The sequence below is a fragment of the Mesorhizobium sp. A623 genome, assembly GCF_054489405.1.
Genome location: NZ_JBTMXB010000002.1, coordinates 21,958 through 36,602 on the forward strand (window position 1 = coordinate 21,958; position 14,645 = coordinate 36,602).

A 14,645-nucleotide genomic window follows, 5' to 3' on the forward strand; every position below is an offset into this window, starting at 1 on the left:
GGCGGGCTTTCTCCGGGCATCGTTGCATACCTAACGATGCGGAGCCAGGTTTCAATGCCGCGTCTGGCCGCACCTTGCCCGACAGGGCCGGGTGCCTCCGGAGTTGCCCGCATCCCGTAATGGCCCTGCCGGTGCCGGCTTAGCTGCGCCGCGTCAGCACGAAGTTCTGCCCGGCGGCGCTCGTGCAGTTGAGCTGGCTGGTCGATACGAGCAGGCAGTTGAAGCTGATCGGCGACTGGCGGATCAGGGACGTACCGTTGATCTCCACCGAGGTTGCACCGGTCGCGATATAGCTGCCTTCGGCCAGCTTCTGGCCGGTGTCGGTCGCCACCGTCTGGAAGCTGCCGGACGAAAGCGTCGACAATCCGGTGCCCTGCGCGTCGATCCAGGAGCCCTGGACGCCTTTGGGCGCCTGATTGCCGGCCAGTGGCGTGGAAGGCCCGCTCGTGGTGCAGGCGGCGAGCGCCATAGCTGCCGCCACGGCAAGGCCGCCCGAAGAAATGGTGCGCAAAAGCTTCATATGAAAGTCCTCTCCTCAGTCCGCCCCTTTTCAATCGCCCGATTTCCGGGTGATTGCAAGGCACGCAGGTGGGGGGCCACCCCCGCTATCGCACGAGGATGTTGCGGAACTGCCACGGGTCGGCCGTGTCGATGTCTTCCTCGAACAGGCCGGGGCGGTTATCGAGCGGCGTCCAGTCGGTGTAGTAGCCTTCCACCGGTCCAAGATAGGCCGACTGGACCTCCAGGCAGCGCCGATAGTCGATCTCGTCGGTCTCGACGATGCCGGCCTCAGGGTTTTCCATCGCCCAGACCATGCCGGCAATAACGGCCGAAGTTACCTGAAGGCCGGTTGCATTGTGGTAGGGCGCGAGCCTGCGCGCTTCTTCCAGCGACAGATGCGAGCCGTACCAGTAGGCGTTCTTGGCGTGGCCGTAGAGCAGCACGCCAAGCTCGTCGACGCCATCGACAAGTTCGTTTTCCTCCAGCACGTGCTGCACGCTCTGGGCCTTGCCTTCGGCACCGAACATTTCGTGCAGCGACAGCACTGCGTCGTTGCAGGGATGATAGGCATAATGGCAGGTCGGGCGATATTTCGCCTTGCCGTCCGCGCCGTGAACGGTGAAGAAATCTGCGATCGAGATCGCCTCGTTGTGCGTCACCAGAAAGCCGTATTGCGGGCCGGGCGTCGGGCACCAGGAGCGCACGCGCGTGTTGCCGCCGGGCTGTTCGAGATAGATCCCGACAGCCGAACGGTCCTTGTGCGTCCTGGCGTTTGCCGGCATCCACTTTTCGTTGGTGCCCCATCCGAGTTCTGCGGGTTGCAGCCCTTCTGCGATAAAGCCTTCGACCGACCATGTGTTCCAGAACACGCCCGCCGGCTTGGGCTTGGCGGCGCGCTGCGTGTCGCGCTCGGCGATGTGAATGCCCTTGACGCCGGCTTTCTCCATGAGCGCTGCCCAGCCGGCGCGGTCGTGCTGCGCCGGTTCGGAGAACTCCAGCCCAAGGTCGGTGGCGAGATTGAGCAATGCCTGCTTGACGAACCAGGACACCATTCCGGGATTGGCGCCGCAGGTCGAAACGGCGGTGGTGCCGCCGGGATTGGCGAGTTTTTCCTTCAACAGCGTCTCGCGCAGCGCGTAGTTGGTGCGGCTGGCATTGTCGGCCTCGGCGTCGAAATAGAAGCCCAGCCACGGCTCGATAACGGTGTCGATATAGAGCACGCCCAGTTCCCGGCAGAGCCGCATCAACTCGACCGACCCGGTATCGACCGACAAATTGACGCAAAAGCCCCGGCCGCCCCCCTTGGTCAAAAGAGGCGTCAGCAATTCCTTGTAATTGTCCCTCGTTACCGCCGCCTGCATGAAGGCGATGCCGCGTTCGTCCAGCGGGGCGCGGTCGATGTCGCGCGGATCGATGACGATTGCCCGCGTCTTGTCGAACTTGAAATGACGCTCGATCAACGGCAGCGCGCCCCGGCCGATCGAGCCGAAGCCGATCATCACCATGGGACCACTGATTTCACCGTAGACGGGCCATTTTTCATTCGCCATTTTCGGGGGCGCTCCTTTTCTGTTGAGACGATGGGTTGTGGAACGTCGGTTCCCAGACGAAAACGGGCCGTCAGCGGCCCGTATTGTCGGTGGCAATTATAGAGGGTTGGCTTTGCAAAAGCGAATCCGGGCCGTCGTCAGTCTGCGCCCGCCATGCCCTGCAAAAGAGCGACGAGCCGGTCGCGGTCCGCCGTCACGCCCTTGTAGTCGAGTTGCTTCTCGTCGAGCGCGGAAAGCTGTTCGGCGAAAGTTGCGGCCAGCGTCGCCCGTTCGGGATGCTTGGCCAGCACCTTTAGCGGGTCGAGATGGATGCGGATCGTGAACAGGATGTCCTTTGAGGCCGGCAGTTTCCGCAGCGTCTGCCGCTCGACGCGGATGAAGGCGTGGGCGGCGATATCGCCGTTCGGATAGCGCGACGGGCGGCTGGTGGCGCGCTCGTCTCGCTCGACGTCGGAAAGCGGCTGATAGAGCGCATCGCCCGCCTGGATGGACCAGTTGTAGCGCTCGAGCGGCTGGTCGATCTGCAAGGCGTCGAACATGCGCGCGATCAGCAGGTCCGGCCGGGAGCCGGGGCCGAAACCCGGGACCGGGATATGGATTTCCTGCAGCGGCTTGCCGAATTTTTCCACAAGCGACCATGAGGACGGGAAGCACAGCGAACCGGCGACCAGTCGCCAGCCCTGCTCGCTCCGGCGCATCAGGATCAGGTCTTCCTGGACCAGCAGCGAGGCGGCGTAGATCGGCTGGCTTGCCAAATTGCCGGACGGCTCCGGTGAAGCCGCGCTCGGCACATCCGGAAAATGCCGGCGCATGTGGTCGGTAACGAGATCGAGCACTTCCTGCTGCGCGGTTTGTGTACCCGCTTCGGCGACGAGAATTTTTTCGGGTATTTTTGCGTAAAGCCGCCGCTTCTCCGCCAGATGAGCGGAATGGTGCTCGTCGACCTCGATCCAGTTGTCGAGATCGAGCGGCTTCAACCCGATGGTGAACAGTTTTGAAGAGCCGTCATAGGGCGTATGGGCAGGCAGTTTCGTCACGATTTGTGTGCTCGCTTGATGTATTCCTTGGGTATCAAGCGGCAACCGGCTGCGCAATGCATGGGTCTTAGGCCAGCCTCGCCGGGATCAGGCCGCGTAGCGAGTTGCCGACATATAAGGCGCTGGCGGTGCGCAGGTCGGCCATGGTTAGGACGGCTTCTTTTGCTTTTGCCCGGTCCAGCATTTCTGCGCGCAGCACGCCGGCCAATAGTCCGCAGCCGAGGCGCGGCGTCAGCAGGATGCCGCCGCAGAAATCGGCGAAAAGCGTGGTGATCGTGCCTTCGCAGACTTCGCCGCGCTCGTTGGTCAGAAGCACCTCGTCGGCTTGCGCGGCCGGATATTCGGCGCGCGCCCGCACATAGACCTCGCGCCGCGTGGTCTTGTGGCGAAGCAGCCCGTCGGTGGAAGCCAACCGCGTTTGCGCCAGTTTCACACTCCAGACCGCGTCAGCCGGGAGCGGTTCATAAGCCTGGGTGGTGGCGCTCGCGGTGCCGTTTCGCGCAAGCACCAGACGCACGCGCAGCGGCAGGGCGGATCGGCTGACAGTGCTTTCGAGCGTCGAGCCGATTTCATCCGCCCCATAGTCGAAACCGAGTTCCGATGCCGATGCACGGAGCCGTGCCAGATGCCGCTCGAAACGGACAAAGCCGTCGCCCGGCTCCCAGCGCATGGTCTCGATCAGGTCGAAGCCGGCAGGCTCCCCGTTGCGAAGCGGGCCTTGAGCAGACACTCCTGGTATTCCTCCTCAACCTTGGAATCGAAGACGATGCCGCCGCCGACATTGTAGACGGCTTCGCCGTCCGGAAAGAGCGACAGCGTGCGGATCGCCACCGAAAAACGCATCGTGCCGCCCGGCGCGATCCACCCGATGGCGCCGCAATAGACGCCGCGCGGCGTGCGCTCCAGATCGTGCAGGATTTCCATCGCCCGGATTTTCGGCGCGCCGGTGATCGAGCCGCAGGGGAAAAGTGCGGCGAACACCTGGCGGATGCTCAGGCCGGGCAGCAGCTTTGCGCGTACGCGGCTGACCATCTGGTGCACGGTCGGATAGGATTCGATGTTGAAGAGTTCGGGCACTTCCAGCGTGCCGACCTCGCTTATCAGCGAGATGTCGTTGCGCAGCAGATCGACGATCATGCGGTTTTCCGCCTGGTTCTTCTCGTCGTTGCGCAGAAAGGTTTTCAGCGCCGCGTCCTGTGCCTTCGTTTCCCCGCGTGGCGCGGTTCCTTTCATCGGATGCGCCTCGATGATGCCTTCAGCATCGATCTTGAAGAAAAGCTCGGGCGAACGCGACAGAACGATGGGCTCGCCCAGATCGACCAGCGCGCCATACCGCACTGGCTGGCGTTCGGTCAGCGCGTTGAAGGCGGCAAGCGGTTCGCCGGACCATTGCGCATTGACGGGAAAGGTCAGGTTGCCCTGATAGCAGTCGCCCTCGCGGATATGGCGGTGCAGGCGCGAAAAGCGCTTTTCATAATCCTCGAACGACCATGCCGCTTTCGCGTCGAAGATCGGCCCGTTGGTGGGGGGCTGGCGTGGCGCGGCTACTGCCCGCTCGGACGGCCCGTCGAAAACGCCAAGACATAGAAGTGGGGCGCGGCGGTTTTCCGGCAGCAGCGGCACCAGTTTGGGTTCCAGCAGGTAACCCGCTTCGTAGGAGAAAAACCCGGCCAGCCATTTGCCGGCATCGTGGGCTGCCTGGGCCGCCGCCAGTGCCGGCTCGAATTCATCGGCATCATAGGCTGCGATGATCGCGGCGGGTTGCTCGAACAACACCTCCCGACCGGCAAGATCGTCTCGGAACAGGGCAAAGGGCGCGGGCATGAAATGAAGGGTCCGTTTAGTCCAGCGCTTCCAGTTCGTCGATCAGCCCGCCGATAACGCCAAGGCCGATCTGCCAGAAGGCGGGGTCGGTCGCGTCGAGGCCGAAGGGGGCGAGCAGTTCGGAATGGTGTTTGGTGCCGCCGGCGCGCAGCATGGTGAAATATTTGTCCTGAAAGCCGCGCTCCGCGTTCTGGTACACCGCATAGAGAGAGTTCACCAGGCAGTCGCCGAAGGCGTAGGCATAGACATAGAAGGGCGAGTGGATGAAGTGCGGGACATAGGTCCAGAACGTCTCGTAGCCCTCACGCAGCTTGATCGCCGGCCCGAGGCTTTCGGCCTGCACTTCCAGCCAGAACTGGCCGAGCTTGTCGGATGTCAATTCGCCGTTCTTGCGCTCGGTATGCACCTTGCGCTCGAATTCGTAGAAGGCGATCTGGCGCACGACCGTATTGATCATGTCCTCAACCTTCTGCGCCAGCATGGCCTTGCGCTCGCGCTTGTCTTTCGTCTGGTCGAGCAGCGAGCGGAAGGTCAGCATCTCGCCGAACACCGAGGCTGTTTCGGCCAGCGTCAGCGGCGTCGAGGCCATCAGCGCGCCCTGGCCACCGGCCAACACCTGATGCACGCCATGGCCCAGTTCATGCGCCAGCGTCATCACGTCGCGCGGCTTGCCCATATAGTTCAGGAGAACATAGGGATGCACCGACGGCACGGTCGGATGGGCGAAGGCGCCGGGTGATTTTCCCGGCCGTACCGGCGCGTCGATCCAGTGACGGTCGAAGAAGGTGCGGGCGATGTTGGCCATTTCCGGTGAGAAGCGGTCGTAAGCCGTCAGCACCGTGTCTTTGGCCTGTCGCCAGGGAATCGTCGCCTGCGGGGTTTCGGGCAAAGGCGCGTTGCGGTCCCAATGGTTCATGGTGTCCATGCCGAGCCAGCGCGCCTTCATCGCATAATAGCGGTGCGACAGGCGCGGATAGGCCTCGCGAACGGCGGCTGCGAGTGCATCGACGACGGGGCGTTCGACGCGGTTGGCGAGATGGCGTGAATCTGCGATGTCCTCGAATCCGCGCCAGCGGTCGGAGATTTCCTTGTCCTTGGCCAGCGTATTGGTGATCAGCGTGAAGCTGCGCAGGTTTTCGCGGAAGGTTGCGGCCAGCGCTTCGGAAGCCTTGCGGCGAACCTCGCCATCGGCATCCTGCAGACGGTTGAGCGCCGGCTCCAGCGTCATTTCCTCGCCATCGATGTCGAAGCGCAGGTCGGTCATCGTTTCATCGAACAGGCGGTTCCATGCGCCCCGCCCGGTGATGGATTTCTCGTGGAAAAGCTGCTCGATGCGGTCTTCTAGCTGGTACGGCTTGTCCTTGCGCAAATCGAGGACCCATGGCCGGTAATGGCCGAAGGCGGGGTCGGCATCCAGCGCCTGTTCGAGCACGGCGTCCTCGATCAGATTGAGTTCGAGCGCGAAGAACAGGAGATGCGCGCTGGCATCCGTCATTTTTTCCTGGATGTCGCCGTAAAGCTTGGCCCGCTGCGGGTCCGAGGTGTTTCCGGCATAGATCAAGCCGGCATAGGAGACGATCCGGCCGATCAGTTCCTCCAGGCCTTCATAGGCCTGCAGCGCCTCTCCAAGCCTGCCGGAACTGCCGCGGCCGGCTTCGGCGGCGAGCGTGCCTTTCCAGCGGTTTTCGAAAGCGGCGGCATCGGCGGCGGCAGTCTTGAGGTCGCGCGCCAGTTCCGGCGCTTCCATGCCGGAATAAAGATCGCCCAGGTTCCACTCCGGCAAATCGCCAAGCGCTGCTGCACGCTGGTCGGCGCCTTGTGCGGGGGAGGCGGTTGCCCTGTGGCGAAGCGAAACGGTGCGCATGACAGATACCTTGTAGAATTGAGGCTTGGGTGGAGCAGGAACCTTGCCGAAGAGGAAAAGCCGATCAAATCCTAAGGAATTCGTTCACCGGCTTTTTTGAAAGCTTATTTAGAACCCTGTGCCAAGATGATCCATAGGGCAAACTTCCTCGGGCGGGCGATTTCCATCAGTCATGGCAGGTTCCATACTCATAGTCGATGACGATCCGGTGCAGCGCCGGCTGCTTGAAGCGGCGGTAACACGGTTCGGCCATACGGCAATCGTCGCGGATGACGGCGAAGCCGGCTTGTCGGCGATGGACGGGCCTAAAGGCCGAGACATTTCCGTGGTCATTCTCGATCTGGGGATGCCGGGCCTCGACGGCATCGGCGTGCTGAAGGCGATGCGCGAACGCGGCATCACCATTCCCGTCATCGTGCAGACCGCGCAGGGCGGCATCGAGACGGTGGTCCTGGCCATGCGGCATGGCGCTTTCGACTTTGTCGTCAAGCCGGCCTCTCCCGACAAACTCAATGCGTCCATTACCAACGCGCTGAAGGTCGAGGCTGTCGGCGACGAAATAAAGCGCTCGGCGCGCCAGGGCGGGCAGCGCCTCACCTTCAAGGACATGATCACGCACAGCCCCGCCATGGAGCGGGTGATCCGTCTCGGGCAGAAAGCCGCGGCGTCCAGCATCCCGATCTTGATCGAAGGCGAATCGGGCGTCGGCAAGGAACTGGTGGCGCGCGCCATCCAGGGCAGCGGCGATCGCCGGACCAAGCCTTTTGTCACCGTCAATTGCGGCGCGATTCCCGACAATCTGGTCGAATCCATTCTGTTCGGGCACGAAAAAGGATCGTTCACGGGCGCTACCGAGAAACACACCGGCAAATTCGTCGAGGCGCATTCGGGCACGCTGTTCCTGGACGAGATCGGCGACCTGCCGCTCGACGTGCAGGTCAAATTGCTGCGGGCTGTGCAGGACGGCGAGGTCGATCCGGTCGGAGCCCGCTCGACGGTGAGGGTCGACATAAGGCTGATCTCGGCTACGCACCGCGATCTCCTGCAACGGGTCAAGGACGGAGCCTTTCGCGAGGATCTTTTCTATCGGCTGAACGTCTATCCCATCTTCGTGCCGCCGCTTCGGGACCGGCGCGACGATATCGAGCATCTGGTCAGGCATTTTCTCGACAAGGTCGGGCCAGCCGATCCGCGCCGCCGCCTGAGCGGCATTTCCGATGCGGCCCTTGCCATGCTCCGAGCCTATGACTGGCCCGGCAATATCAGGCAGTTGGAAAACGCCGTGTTCCGGGCCTCGGTGCTGGCCGAAGGCGATGTGCTCACCGAAGAGGAATTTCCGCAAATCCGGGCGCAGGTCGAAGGCGTCGTGCGTCTTGGCGCCGAGGCGGAGGCTCCCGCCGTTGCGGCTGAAACTCCGGCAGAGGATGCGTCCGCACTGACGGCCACCGGCGCGCGGGCCGATCTTGTGCAAGCGCGGCCGGGAAGGCTGGACGCGCTGGACGAGCGGGGCAATGTCCGCTCGCTTGCTTCGGTCGAGCTGGAGATGATCAAGCTTGCGATCGACCATTACAACGGACAGATGAGCGAGGTAGCCCGCCGCCTCGGCATCGGCCGGTCGACGCTTTACCGCAAGCTTAAGGAATACGGCATCGATCCTGAAACCGGCCGGATGGAGAGGCTCGCATCCTGACGGCGTGGACAGTGTCCACGCCTTGCACTTGCCCGGGGAATGCGAGCGACAATCACGCATTGTGGCGGACGGTAACAGATAGTGTTGGTGACTACGCCGAAAATTCATCTAAACCAACGGTTTACCACGATTGGCTGATGCCGGTTTTCGCCAGGGTATCGCCATGGTGTTACCGCATTTGAACTTCAATAAGCGATGATTAACCATTAGGATCGATAATCGGATGTGACTCGGTACATCCGTTTGGTCAAATCCGGGGACAAACGGCAGCCTTTAGGGCCATTTGATTTGAACAGAATCGAACGACACGCACATGGGCGGCGTAAGCCAGTCTGGCCGCGATGGTTGGCCGCGATGGTCTTTGCTACCGGCCTTCTAGCCATGAGTTCGGGCGGTGCATCCGCCTCGACGCGGTCGTTGAAATTTTATCACCTTCACACGCACGAAAAGGCCGAAATCGTCTACAAGCGCAATGGCCGCTACGATGCGGCCGGCCTGAAGAAGATCGACCATATCTTGCGCGACTGGCGGCGAAACGAGCCGGTCAAGATCGATCCGCGCCTGCTGGATCTGGTCTGGGAGGCCTATCGAGCCACAGGCTCGCACGAATATATCCAGGTCATTTGCGGCTACCGCGCGTCAGCCACCAATTCGATGCTGCGCAGCCGCAGCAAGGGCGTGGCGCAGAAAAGCCAGCACGTTCTCGGCAAGGCGCTCGACTTCTATATTCCAGGCGTGCCGCTCAAGAAGCTGCGCGATATCGGCCTGAAGATGCAGGGTGGTGGCGTCGGCTACTATCCCACTTCCGGTTCGCCCTTCGTCCACATGGATGTAGGCAATGTTCGCCATTGGCCGGGCATCAGCCGTCAGGAACTTGTGCGCGTGTTCCCGAACGGCAAGACCTTGCATGTGCCGAGCGACGGCAAGCCGTTGCCCGGTTATGCGCAGGCGCTCGCCTCTTACAAATCGCGCAAGAGCAGCGGGACGACGGCAATCGCTCTCGCCAGCGCCACCAGTTCCAGCCGGTCCGGCGGTCTGCTTGCTGCCCTGTTTGGCGGCGGCGCCGACGAGGAGGATGACGTTGCCGATGTCGCGACGGCGGCTCCAAAGGCCAGAACCGCAAAGGCGGCCCCCGCGGCAAAGAACAGCCTGCCCGGCATCACTATCGTAGCGCCCGAGAACGCGAAGCGCACCGACCTTGTCCAGGTTGCGGAAGCCGCGCCTGAACCCGAAGCGGATTTGCAGCCGCAAACGCCTGAAAAGATCATCGCCGAACTGCCGGCGCGCAGCATCCCGCTACCGGGCTTTGCGCCTCGGCCCAAGGTGGATGTCGGCGTGCAGGTGGCCGAAGTCGCACAGCCGGCTGAGCCGAATAGCGTTCCGTTCGCGGTCGCGTCCGCGCAGCCGGTAGAGGCAGCACTTCCGGCAACGGCCGACGTCCCCTTCGAGGCTGCAAGCGAAGTACCGTCTTCCGACGACGCGCCGCAAATTGCCGCAAACCATGTCCCGCTGCCCAGCTGGCGGCCGGAGATGAGGACGACCTCCGATATGATGCCCAAGGATGCGATCCTGCTGGCGCTTGCCGATACGACCGTCAGCGGCAATGCGGCAAGCGACGTATTGGCGGTGTTGCCTTCGGCGCGGCCGGCCGTTGCCACGCCGGTCGACGCCAAACTGGCCGATGTCAGGCAGGCTCAGGTTACGCGCGACGAGATCAAGGCGGTTCTGGATCGTGTCTCTACCGCCGATTATCAGGTGGCTTCGCTGGCAAACGCGCCACGCTCGGCCTTCAGCGATCCGGCCGGGATCGATGCGGCATCGCCGCGAGTGGCTATAGCTAGCCGCCCGTCCGGGTCCGATCCTGCCTCAGCCATCGGTGCCGGGGTGAAGACGACCCGCAAGGAAGCCCGCGCCAGCGCGCGCGACCTCAAGCCCGAACCAAAGGCGATCGTGGTGTCGGCCGAGCCGAAGGCTGCCCGCTGGGCGCTGCACAGCGCGGACTATGTCGCGACGGTTTCGGATTCCACGACCGCGCCGCGTTATGCCTACAACCTCGTGCGTACCGCGCCGAGCGAAGTCTATACGAATGGCTTCCAGTCCGGCAACGAGATGGCCGACGCCAACCGCTTCACCGGCAATGCGGTGAAATTCCTGTCGGTGGCCCGCTTCCAGACCAAGTAAAAATACATTCGACCGCAAAAAAGGCCGCGCTGTTTGCGCGGCCTTTTTCGTTGATGGGCGAAGAAGTTTGAGGATCAGACTCAGCTTTGGCCGAGCCTGCTTGCCTCGCGAGCCAGCGCCTCGATGGCTTCCCATTTGCCGGCCTTGACCAGGTCGTCCGGGGCAACCCAGGAGCCGCCGACGCAGGCGACATTGGGCAGGGCCAGATAGTCGCCGGCGTTTTTCAGGCCGATGCCGCCCGTCGGGCAAAAGCGGACGTCGGCGATGGGTGACGCCAGCGCCTTGAGAAATGCCGCGCCGCCGGCCTGCTCTGCGGGGAAGAATTTCAGGAAATTAAGCCCGGCTTCTCTCGCGGCCATGATTTCGCCCGGCGTGATGGCGCCGGGAAGCAGCGGGACCGGGCTGTCTTGAGCGGCGGCCAGCAATTCGCGGGTGATGCCGGGGCTGACGATGAATTTCGAGCCTGCCTTGGCAGCATCCTCGAACTGGCGCGCATTCAGGATAGTGCCTGCACCGACGACGGCCTCTTCGACTTCCGCGGCAACGCGCCGGATCGCCTCGAGCGCATCGGCGGTGCGCAACGTGATCTCGATCATCGGCAAGCCGCCCCGCGCCAGCGCCCGCGCCAACGGAACGGCATGAGCGACATCGGCGATCTTCAGGACAGGGATCACCCGCTGGCCGTTGAGAAGGGACATAAGCAGTTCGGTCTTGCTGGACATTTCGATCTTTCTGGAAGGCGTCGTGAATTTCAACCGATTAACATGAGGGCGGTTTGCTGTCCACGATGCGGGCGGCGAAGCCGTCTCAGCTTCGCCCGAACAGCCCCGCCAGCCAGCCGGTGAGCCGTCTCCAGACTTTCCCTACAGGGCCGGGGGCTGTCAACGCGCCCTCGATGGCGGCGTTCGTTCTTGCGCCGACGATCCCGTCTATCGCCAAGGCGTGATCGCGCTGGAACGCCTTGACAGCCTGCACTGTGGCCGGCCCGAAAACACCATCGGCGGCGAGCGGATAGCCGAGCGCGGTCAGATCGTGTTGCAGATCGGCGACGGACGTTCCTTTCGAACCGCGTTTGAGCAGGGGCATGGCAGGCCGTGCCTTCGGATCGCGGGACGAATAGCGCGAATAGGCGGTGGCGAGCTTGGTCTCATAGGCGTTCCGCTTATAGGCCGGGCCGTTATAGGAGCGGGCAAAGCCTGCCCAGTCGTGCTTGCGCAGCGCGTCGCGCAGGCCGGCCTTGTCGATGTATTGCATCATAAGGCGGACCTGGCCTGCAACGCCCGAGCGGGCGGTGGCCACGAGCGCATCGACGTCGGCATAGCCAAGCCATGCCCAGTGCGCGCCCATCACCTGCCCCAGGCCCCAGGACACCGATTCATAGGCGGCCTTGGCGTCTATCGCTGCCGCCTGCTCCAGCATTCGCCAGCGGGCGGTTTGCGTCCTGGGGTTGGCGATCGCGCCGGCTACCGGTGCGGCGAGGCCTTTTTCACGGGCGACGGCCCGCTTCCTGTCGCTTAGCCGCCGGTCGAAATAATGCGCCTCGAAGCGTATCAATGGTTCTCGCCTGCCATCGACATCGGCAAAGGCGGTGCCACCGCTTTCCACATCCGCAACCGCCAGAAGCGCTGCTGGTTCGATGTCGAGGCTCTGAGCAGCCTTGGTGATCTCCAGAATAATCTCTTCAGCGAACATGCGAAAATCTCCCGTTTGGGGAAATTCTCACTCCATTGCCCGGCCCGTGGACAAGCTTCAGGCAGTGACGCGTCGGCCGCTTTTTGGGGCAGCTCGGTAAGGCCTTGATTGGAAACCACAACGGGCTTTGTCTTGAATCGGCGCGCCTGACCGTTTAGGGGCTTTTGCGATGAGCGTTTCCACACCCCCGCATCCGTTTCGCGTCGCCGCGCTCTACCGCTTCTGCCGGCTTGAGCGGTTCGAGGAATTGCGCGCGCCGCTGACGGCGTTTTGCGGTTCCTATGGCGTCAAGGGTACGTTGCTGCTCGCCTCGGAAGGCATCAACGGGACGGTCGCGGGCACGGAAGCAGCTATCGCCGAACTGATTGCCTATCTTGGCGGCATCCCGGAATTTGCCGGCCTCGAGGTGAAGTTCAGCAGCGCCGACGCCATGCCGTTCCGCCGCATGAAGGTTCGGCTCAAGCGCGAAATTGTTACCATGGGCGTCGACGGGATCGATCCGCAACGGAGCGCCGGCACCTATGTCGCGCCGTCGGACTGGAACGCCCTGATCGCCGACCCGGATACGGTCGTCATCGATACGCGCAACGGATACGAAGTTTCGCTCGGGACGTTTCAAGGGGCGCTCGATCCCGGCACGGAAAGCTTTCGAGAGTTTCCGGCATGGGTCGAAGCGCATCGGGAGGAGTTCGAAGGCAAGAAAATTGCCATGTTCTGCACCGGCGGCATTCGCTGCGAAAAGGCGACGGCCTTTGTGAAGGCGCAGGGTATCGAGGACGTGTTTCATCTGAAGGGCGGCATCCTGAAATACCTCGAAGAGGTGCCGGCCGAGCAAAGCCTGTGGGAGGGCGAGTGCTTCGTCTTCGACGAGCGTGTTTCGGTGTCGCACGGGCTTGTCGAGGGCGAGGCGGAACTTTGCCGCGCATGCCGTTTCCCACTGACGGCAGACGACCGGCTGTCGCTCCGGTATGAGCCGGGCGTTTCCTGCCCGCATTGTTATGAGGCTCGCTCGCAGGAAGATCGCGCACGCTACGCCGAGCGCCAGCGCCAGGTGGAACTGGCGGCGGCACGAGGCGAGGAACATATCGGCGGCTAAGAGCCCATTTGCTAACTCTACCCAGCCGGTCATCTGACGCAATTTTCTGCGCTTCCGGTGCTCACGTACTGATGTACGCTCCGCTTCGGTTCTCGAAAACCACGCCATATGCCTCGGCAGGGCGAATTATCAAACGGACTCTAAGCGCTTGCCGTCATTGTAATGCCAAGGTTGCGCCCCTACTTCATCGGCACCTGAAACCGGCCCATGGCTGGCCAATCTGGAGGCGTTGATGTTCGATCCCAAGAAGCTGCTCGACGATCTGCTTGGTTCGCAAGTTCCCGGTACGAGCGGGACCGTGCGCGACAAGGCGGAGCAGGCCGTGCAGTATGCCAAGAACAATCCGCTGGCGGCCGGCGCATTGGCAGCGGTGCTGCTTGGCACCGGAACGGGCCGGCAGGTTACCGGTGCGGCCGTCAAGCTTGGCGGTCTGGCGGCAATTGGGGGCCTCGCTTACAAGGCGTATCAGAACTACCAGAGCGGTAAGGCGCCCGCCGATGCACCGGTCGCGAGCGAGCCCGAATTGTTGCCGCCGCCGTCCGATACAAGATTTCACCCGTCGCAGGCACCGCAGGGCGAAACCGAATTCGCGCTGATGCTGGTCAGGGCGATGATTGCCGCCGCCAAGGCGGATGGTCGGGTCGACGACGAGGAGCGCCGCAAGATCGGCGAGAAGCTCAGCCTTTCGGGTATGGCCGGCGAAACGGAAGCTTTCCTGAAGGCGGAACTTGACGCGCCGTTCGATATTGGCGCGCTGGTCGCGTCTGCCCAGAGCGAAGAGCAGAAGGTCGAGCTTTATACAGCCTCGCGTCTTGCCATAGATGCCGACACCCGCGCCGAGCGCGGCTATCTCGATCTGCTTGCGGGACGCCTCGGCCTTCCGGACGCGCTGGTCGATCACATCGAGGCTACGATCTCCTCCGTAAAAGTGCCCGCACCGGCCGGAACCACGCCGAACCCGCGCTGGTGACCGTGACATGGGAACGGCTCTTTTCGCGTTAAGATTTCGTTAACCGAACAAGCGCATGGTTCTCATCAGTCGGATAGGCTTTCCTCCTCCCAAGCCAGTCCGGATCGGGGCGGTCGCCAATGACCGCCCTTTTTGTTGCGGCCAGATCGACCTCGGCAATGCGCCGACCGGGATGGCGCAGCCGATGGCCATTTGTCTGCCGCGCGGGCACTCGATGTCGCGACGGCGCGGAAACCGCGC

The 14,645-nt window shown here is 62.9% G+C and carries 12 protein-coding genes; 4 read left to right on the forward strand and 8 right to left on the reverse strand.

Annotation, left to right across the window (positions count from 1 at the left end; genetic code table 11):
• Positions 1-139 precede the first annotated feature (139 nt).
• From ACX3P1_RS02375 to ACX3P1_RS02400, 6 genes are all read right to left on the reverse strand, one after another.
• Complete coding sequence (locus ACX3P1_RS02375) at positions 140-520, reverse strand: hypothetical protein (RefSeq protein ID WP_459077939.1); 381 nt, start codon at positions 518-520, stop codon at positions 140-142.
• An 85-nt stretch (positions 521-605) separates the two neighbouring features.
• Positions 606-2,051: a homospermidine synthase gene (locus ACX3P1_RS02380; protein WP_459077940.1), complete on the reverse strand. Its 1,446-nt coding sequence runs from the start codon at positions 2,049-2,051 to the stop codon at positions 606-608.
• A gap of 137 nt (positions 2,052-2,188) precedes the next feature.
• The gene (locus ACX3P1_RS02385) at positions 2,189-3,088 is read right to left on the reverse strand and encodes a heme-dependent oxidative N-demethylase family protein (protein WP_459077941.1); all 900 of its coding nucleotides are present in this window, start codon (positions 3,086-3,088) and stop codon (positions 2,189-2,191) included.
• Between the two features lie 67 nt (positions 3,089-3,155).
• Positions 3,156-3,818, reverse strand: a complete 663-nt coding sequence (locus ACX3P1_RS02390; RefSeq protein WP_459077942.1) for an aminotransferase class IV family protein — start codon at positions 3,816-3,818, stop codon at positions 3,156-3,158.
• Positions 3,767-4,912, reverse strand: coding sequence for an aminodeoxychorismate synthase component I (locus tag ACX3P1_RS02395; protein WP_459077943.1), 1,146 nt, complete (start codon positions 4,910-4,912; stop codon positions 3,767-3,769). Before ACX3P1_RS02395 ends, ACX3P1_RS02390 begins: the two co-directional genes overlap by 52 nt.
• Positions 4,913-4,928: 16 nt before the next feature.
• Entirely contained in the window at positions 4,929-6,776 is a 1,848-nt protein-coding gene (locus ACX3P1_RS02400) for a M3 family oligoendopeptidase (RefSeq protein WP_459077944.1), read from the reverse strand.
• Positions 6,777-6,948: 172 nt separating this feature from the next.
• On the opposite strand from ACX3P1_RS02400, the gene ACX3P1_RS02405 reads away from it, so the two are divergent.
• Together ACX3P1_RS02405 and ACX3P1_RS02410 are read left to right on the forward strand one after the other, a co-directional pair.
• Positions 6,949-8,466 (forward strand): sigma-54-dependent transcriptional regulator, encoded by a 1,518-nt coding sequence (locus tag ACX3P1_RS02405; protein WP_459077945.1) that lies wholly within the window; start codon positions 6,949-6,951, stop codon positions 8,464-8,466.
• A 354-nt stretch (positions 8,467-8,820) separates the two neighbouring features.
• Complete coding sequence (locus ACX3P1_RS02410; RefSeq protein WP_459077946.1) at positions 8,821-10,647, forward strand: DUF882 domain-containing protein; 1,827 nt, start codon at positions 8,821-8,823, stop codon at positions 10,645-10,647.
• 80 nt (positions 10,648-10,727) lie between these two features.
• Here the strand turns inward: ACX3P1_RS02410 and ACX3P1_RS02415 are convergent, their stop codons facing one another.
• Together ACX3P1_RS02415 and ACX3P1_RS02420 are read right to left on the reverse strand one after the other, a co-directional pair.
• The gene (locus ACX3P1_RS02415; protein ID WP_459077947.1) at positions 10,728-11,369 is read right to left on the reverse strand and encodes a 2-dehydro-3-deoxy-phosphogluconate aldolase; all 642 of its coding nucleotides are present in this window, start codon (positions 11,367-11,369) and stop codon (positions 10,728-10,730) included.
• An 85-nt stretch (positions 11,370-11,454) separates the two neighbouring features.
• Complete coding sequence (locus ACX3P1_RS02420; protein ID WP_459077948.1) at positions 11,455-12,339, reverse strand: N-acetylmuramidase domain-containing protein; 885 nt, start codon at positions 12,337-12,339, stop codon at positions 11,455-11,457.
• Between the two features lie 169 nt (positions 12,340-12,508).
• Here ACX3P1_RS02420 and trhO point away from each other — a divergent pair, with 169 nt between their 5' ends.
• Both trhO and ACX3P1_RS02430 read left to right on the forward strand, forming a co-directional pair.
• Entirely contained in the window at positions 12,509-13,435 is a 927-nt protein-coding gene (trhO, locus tag ACX3P1_RS02425; protein ID WP_459077949.1) for an oxygen-dependent tRNA uridine(34) hydroxylase TrhO, read from the forward strand.
• Between the two features lie 232 nt (positions 13,436-13,667).
• The gene (locus ACX3P1_RS02430; RefSeq protein WP_459077950.1) at positions 13,668-14,405 is read left to right on the forward strand and encodes a tellurite resistance TerB family protein; all 738 of its coding nucleotides are present in this window, start codon (positions 13,668-13,670) and stop codon (positions 14,403-14,405) included.
• The last annotated feature ends 240 nt before the right edge of the window (positions 14,406-14,645 follow it).

Coding starts and splice junctions, on each gene's coding strand:
- ACX3P1_RS02410 (WP_459077946.1), top strand. CDS start 8,821: ATGGTCTTTGCTACCGGCCTTCTAGCCATGAGTTCGGGCGGTGCATCC.
- ACX3P1_RS02405 (WP_459077945.1), top strand. CDS start 6,949: ATGGCAGGTTCCATACTCATAGTCGATGACGATCCGGTGCAGCGCCGG.
- ACX3P1_RS02415 (WP_459077947.1), bottom strand. CDS start 11,369: ATGTCCAGCAAGACCGAACTGCTTATGTCCCTTCTCAACGGCCAGCGG.
- ACX3P1_RS02420 (WP_459077948.1), bottom strand. CDS start 12,339: ATGTTCGCTGAAGAGATTATTCTGGAGATCACCAAGGCTGCTCAGAGC.
- ACX3P1_RS02400 (WP_459077944.1), bottom strand. CDS start 6,776: ATGCGCACCGTTTCGCTTCGCCACAGGGCAACCGCCTCCCCCGCACAA.
- ACX3P1_RS02395 (WP_459077943.1), bottom strand. CDS start 4,912: ATGCCCGCGCCCTTTGCCCTGTTCCGAGACGATCTTGCCGGTCGGGAG.
- ACX3P1_RS02375 (WP_459077939.1), bottom strand. CDS start 520: ATGAAGCTTTTGCGCACCATTTCTTCGGGCGGCCTTGCCGTGGCGGCA.
- trhO (WP_459077949.1), top strand. CDS start 12,509: ATGAGCGTTTCCACACCCCCGCATCCGTTTCGCGTCGCCGCGCTCTAC.
- ACX3P1_RS02430 (WP_459077950.1), top strand. CDS start 13,668: ATGTTCGATCCCAAGAAGCTGCTCGACGATCTGCTTGGTTCGCAAGTT.
- ACX3P1_RS02380 (WP_459077940.1), bottom strand. CDS start 2,051: ATGGCGAATGAAAAATGGCCCGTCTACGGTGAAATCAGTGGTCCCATG.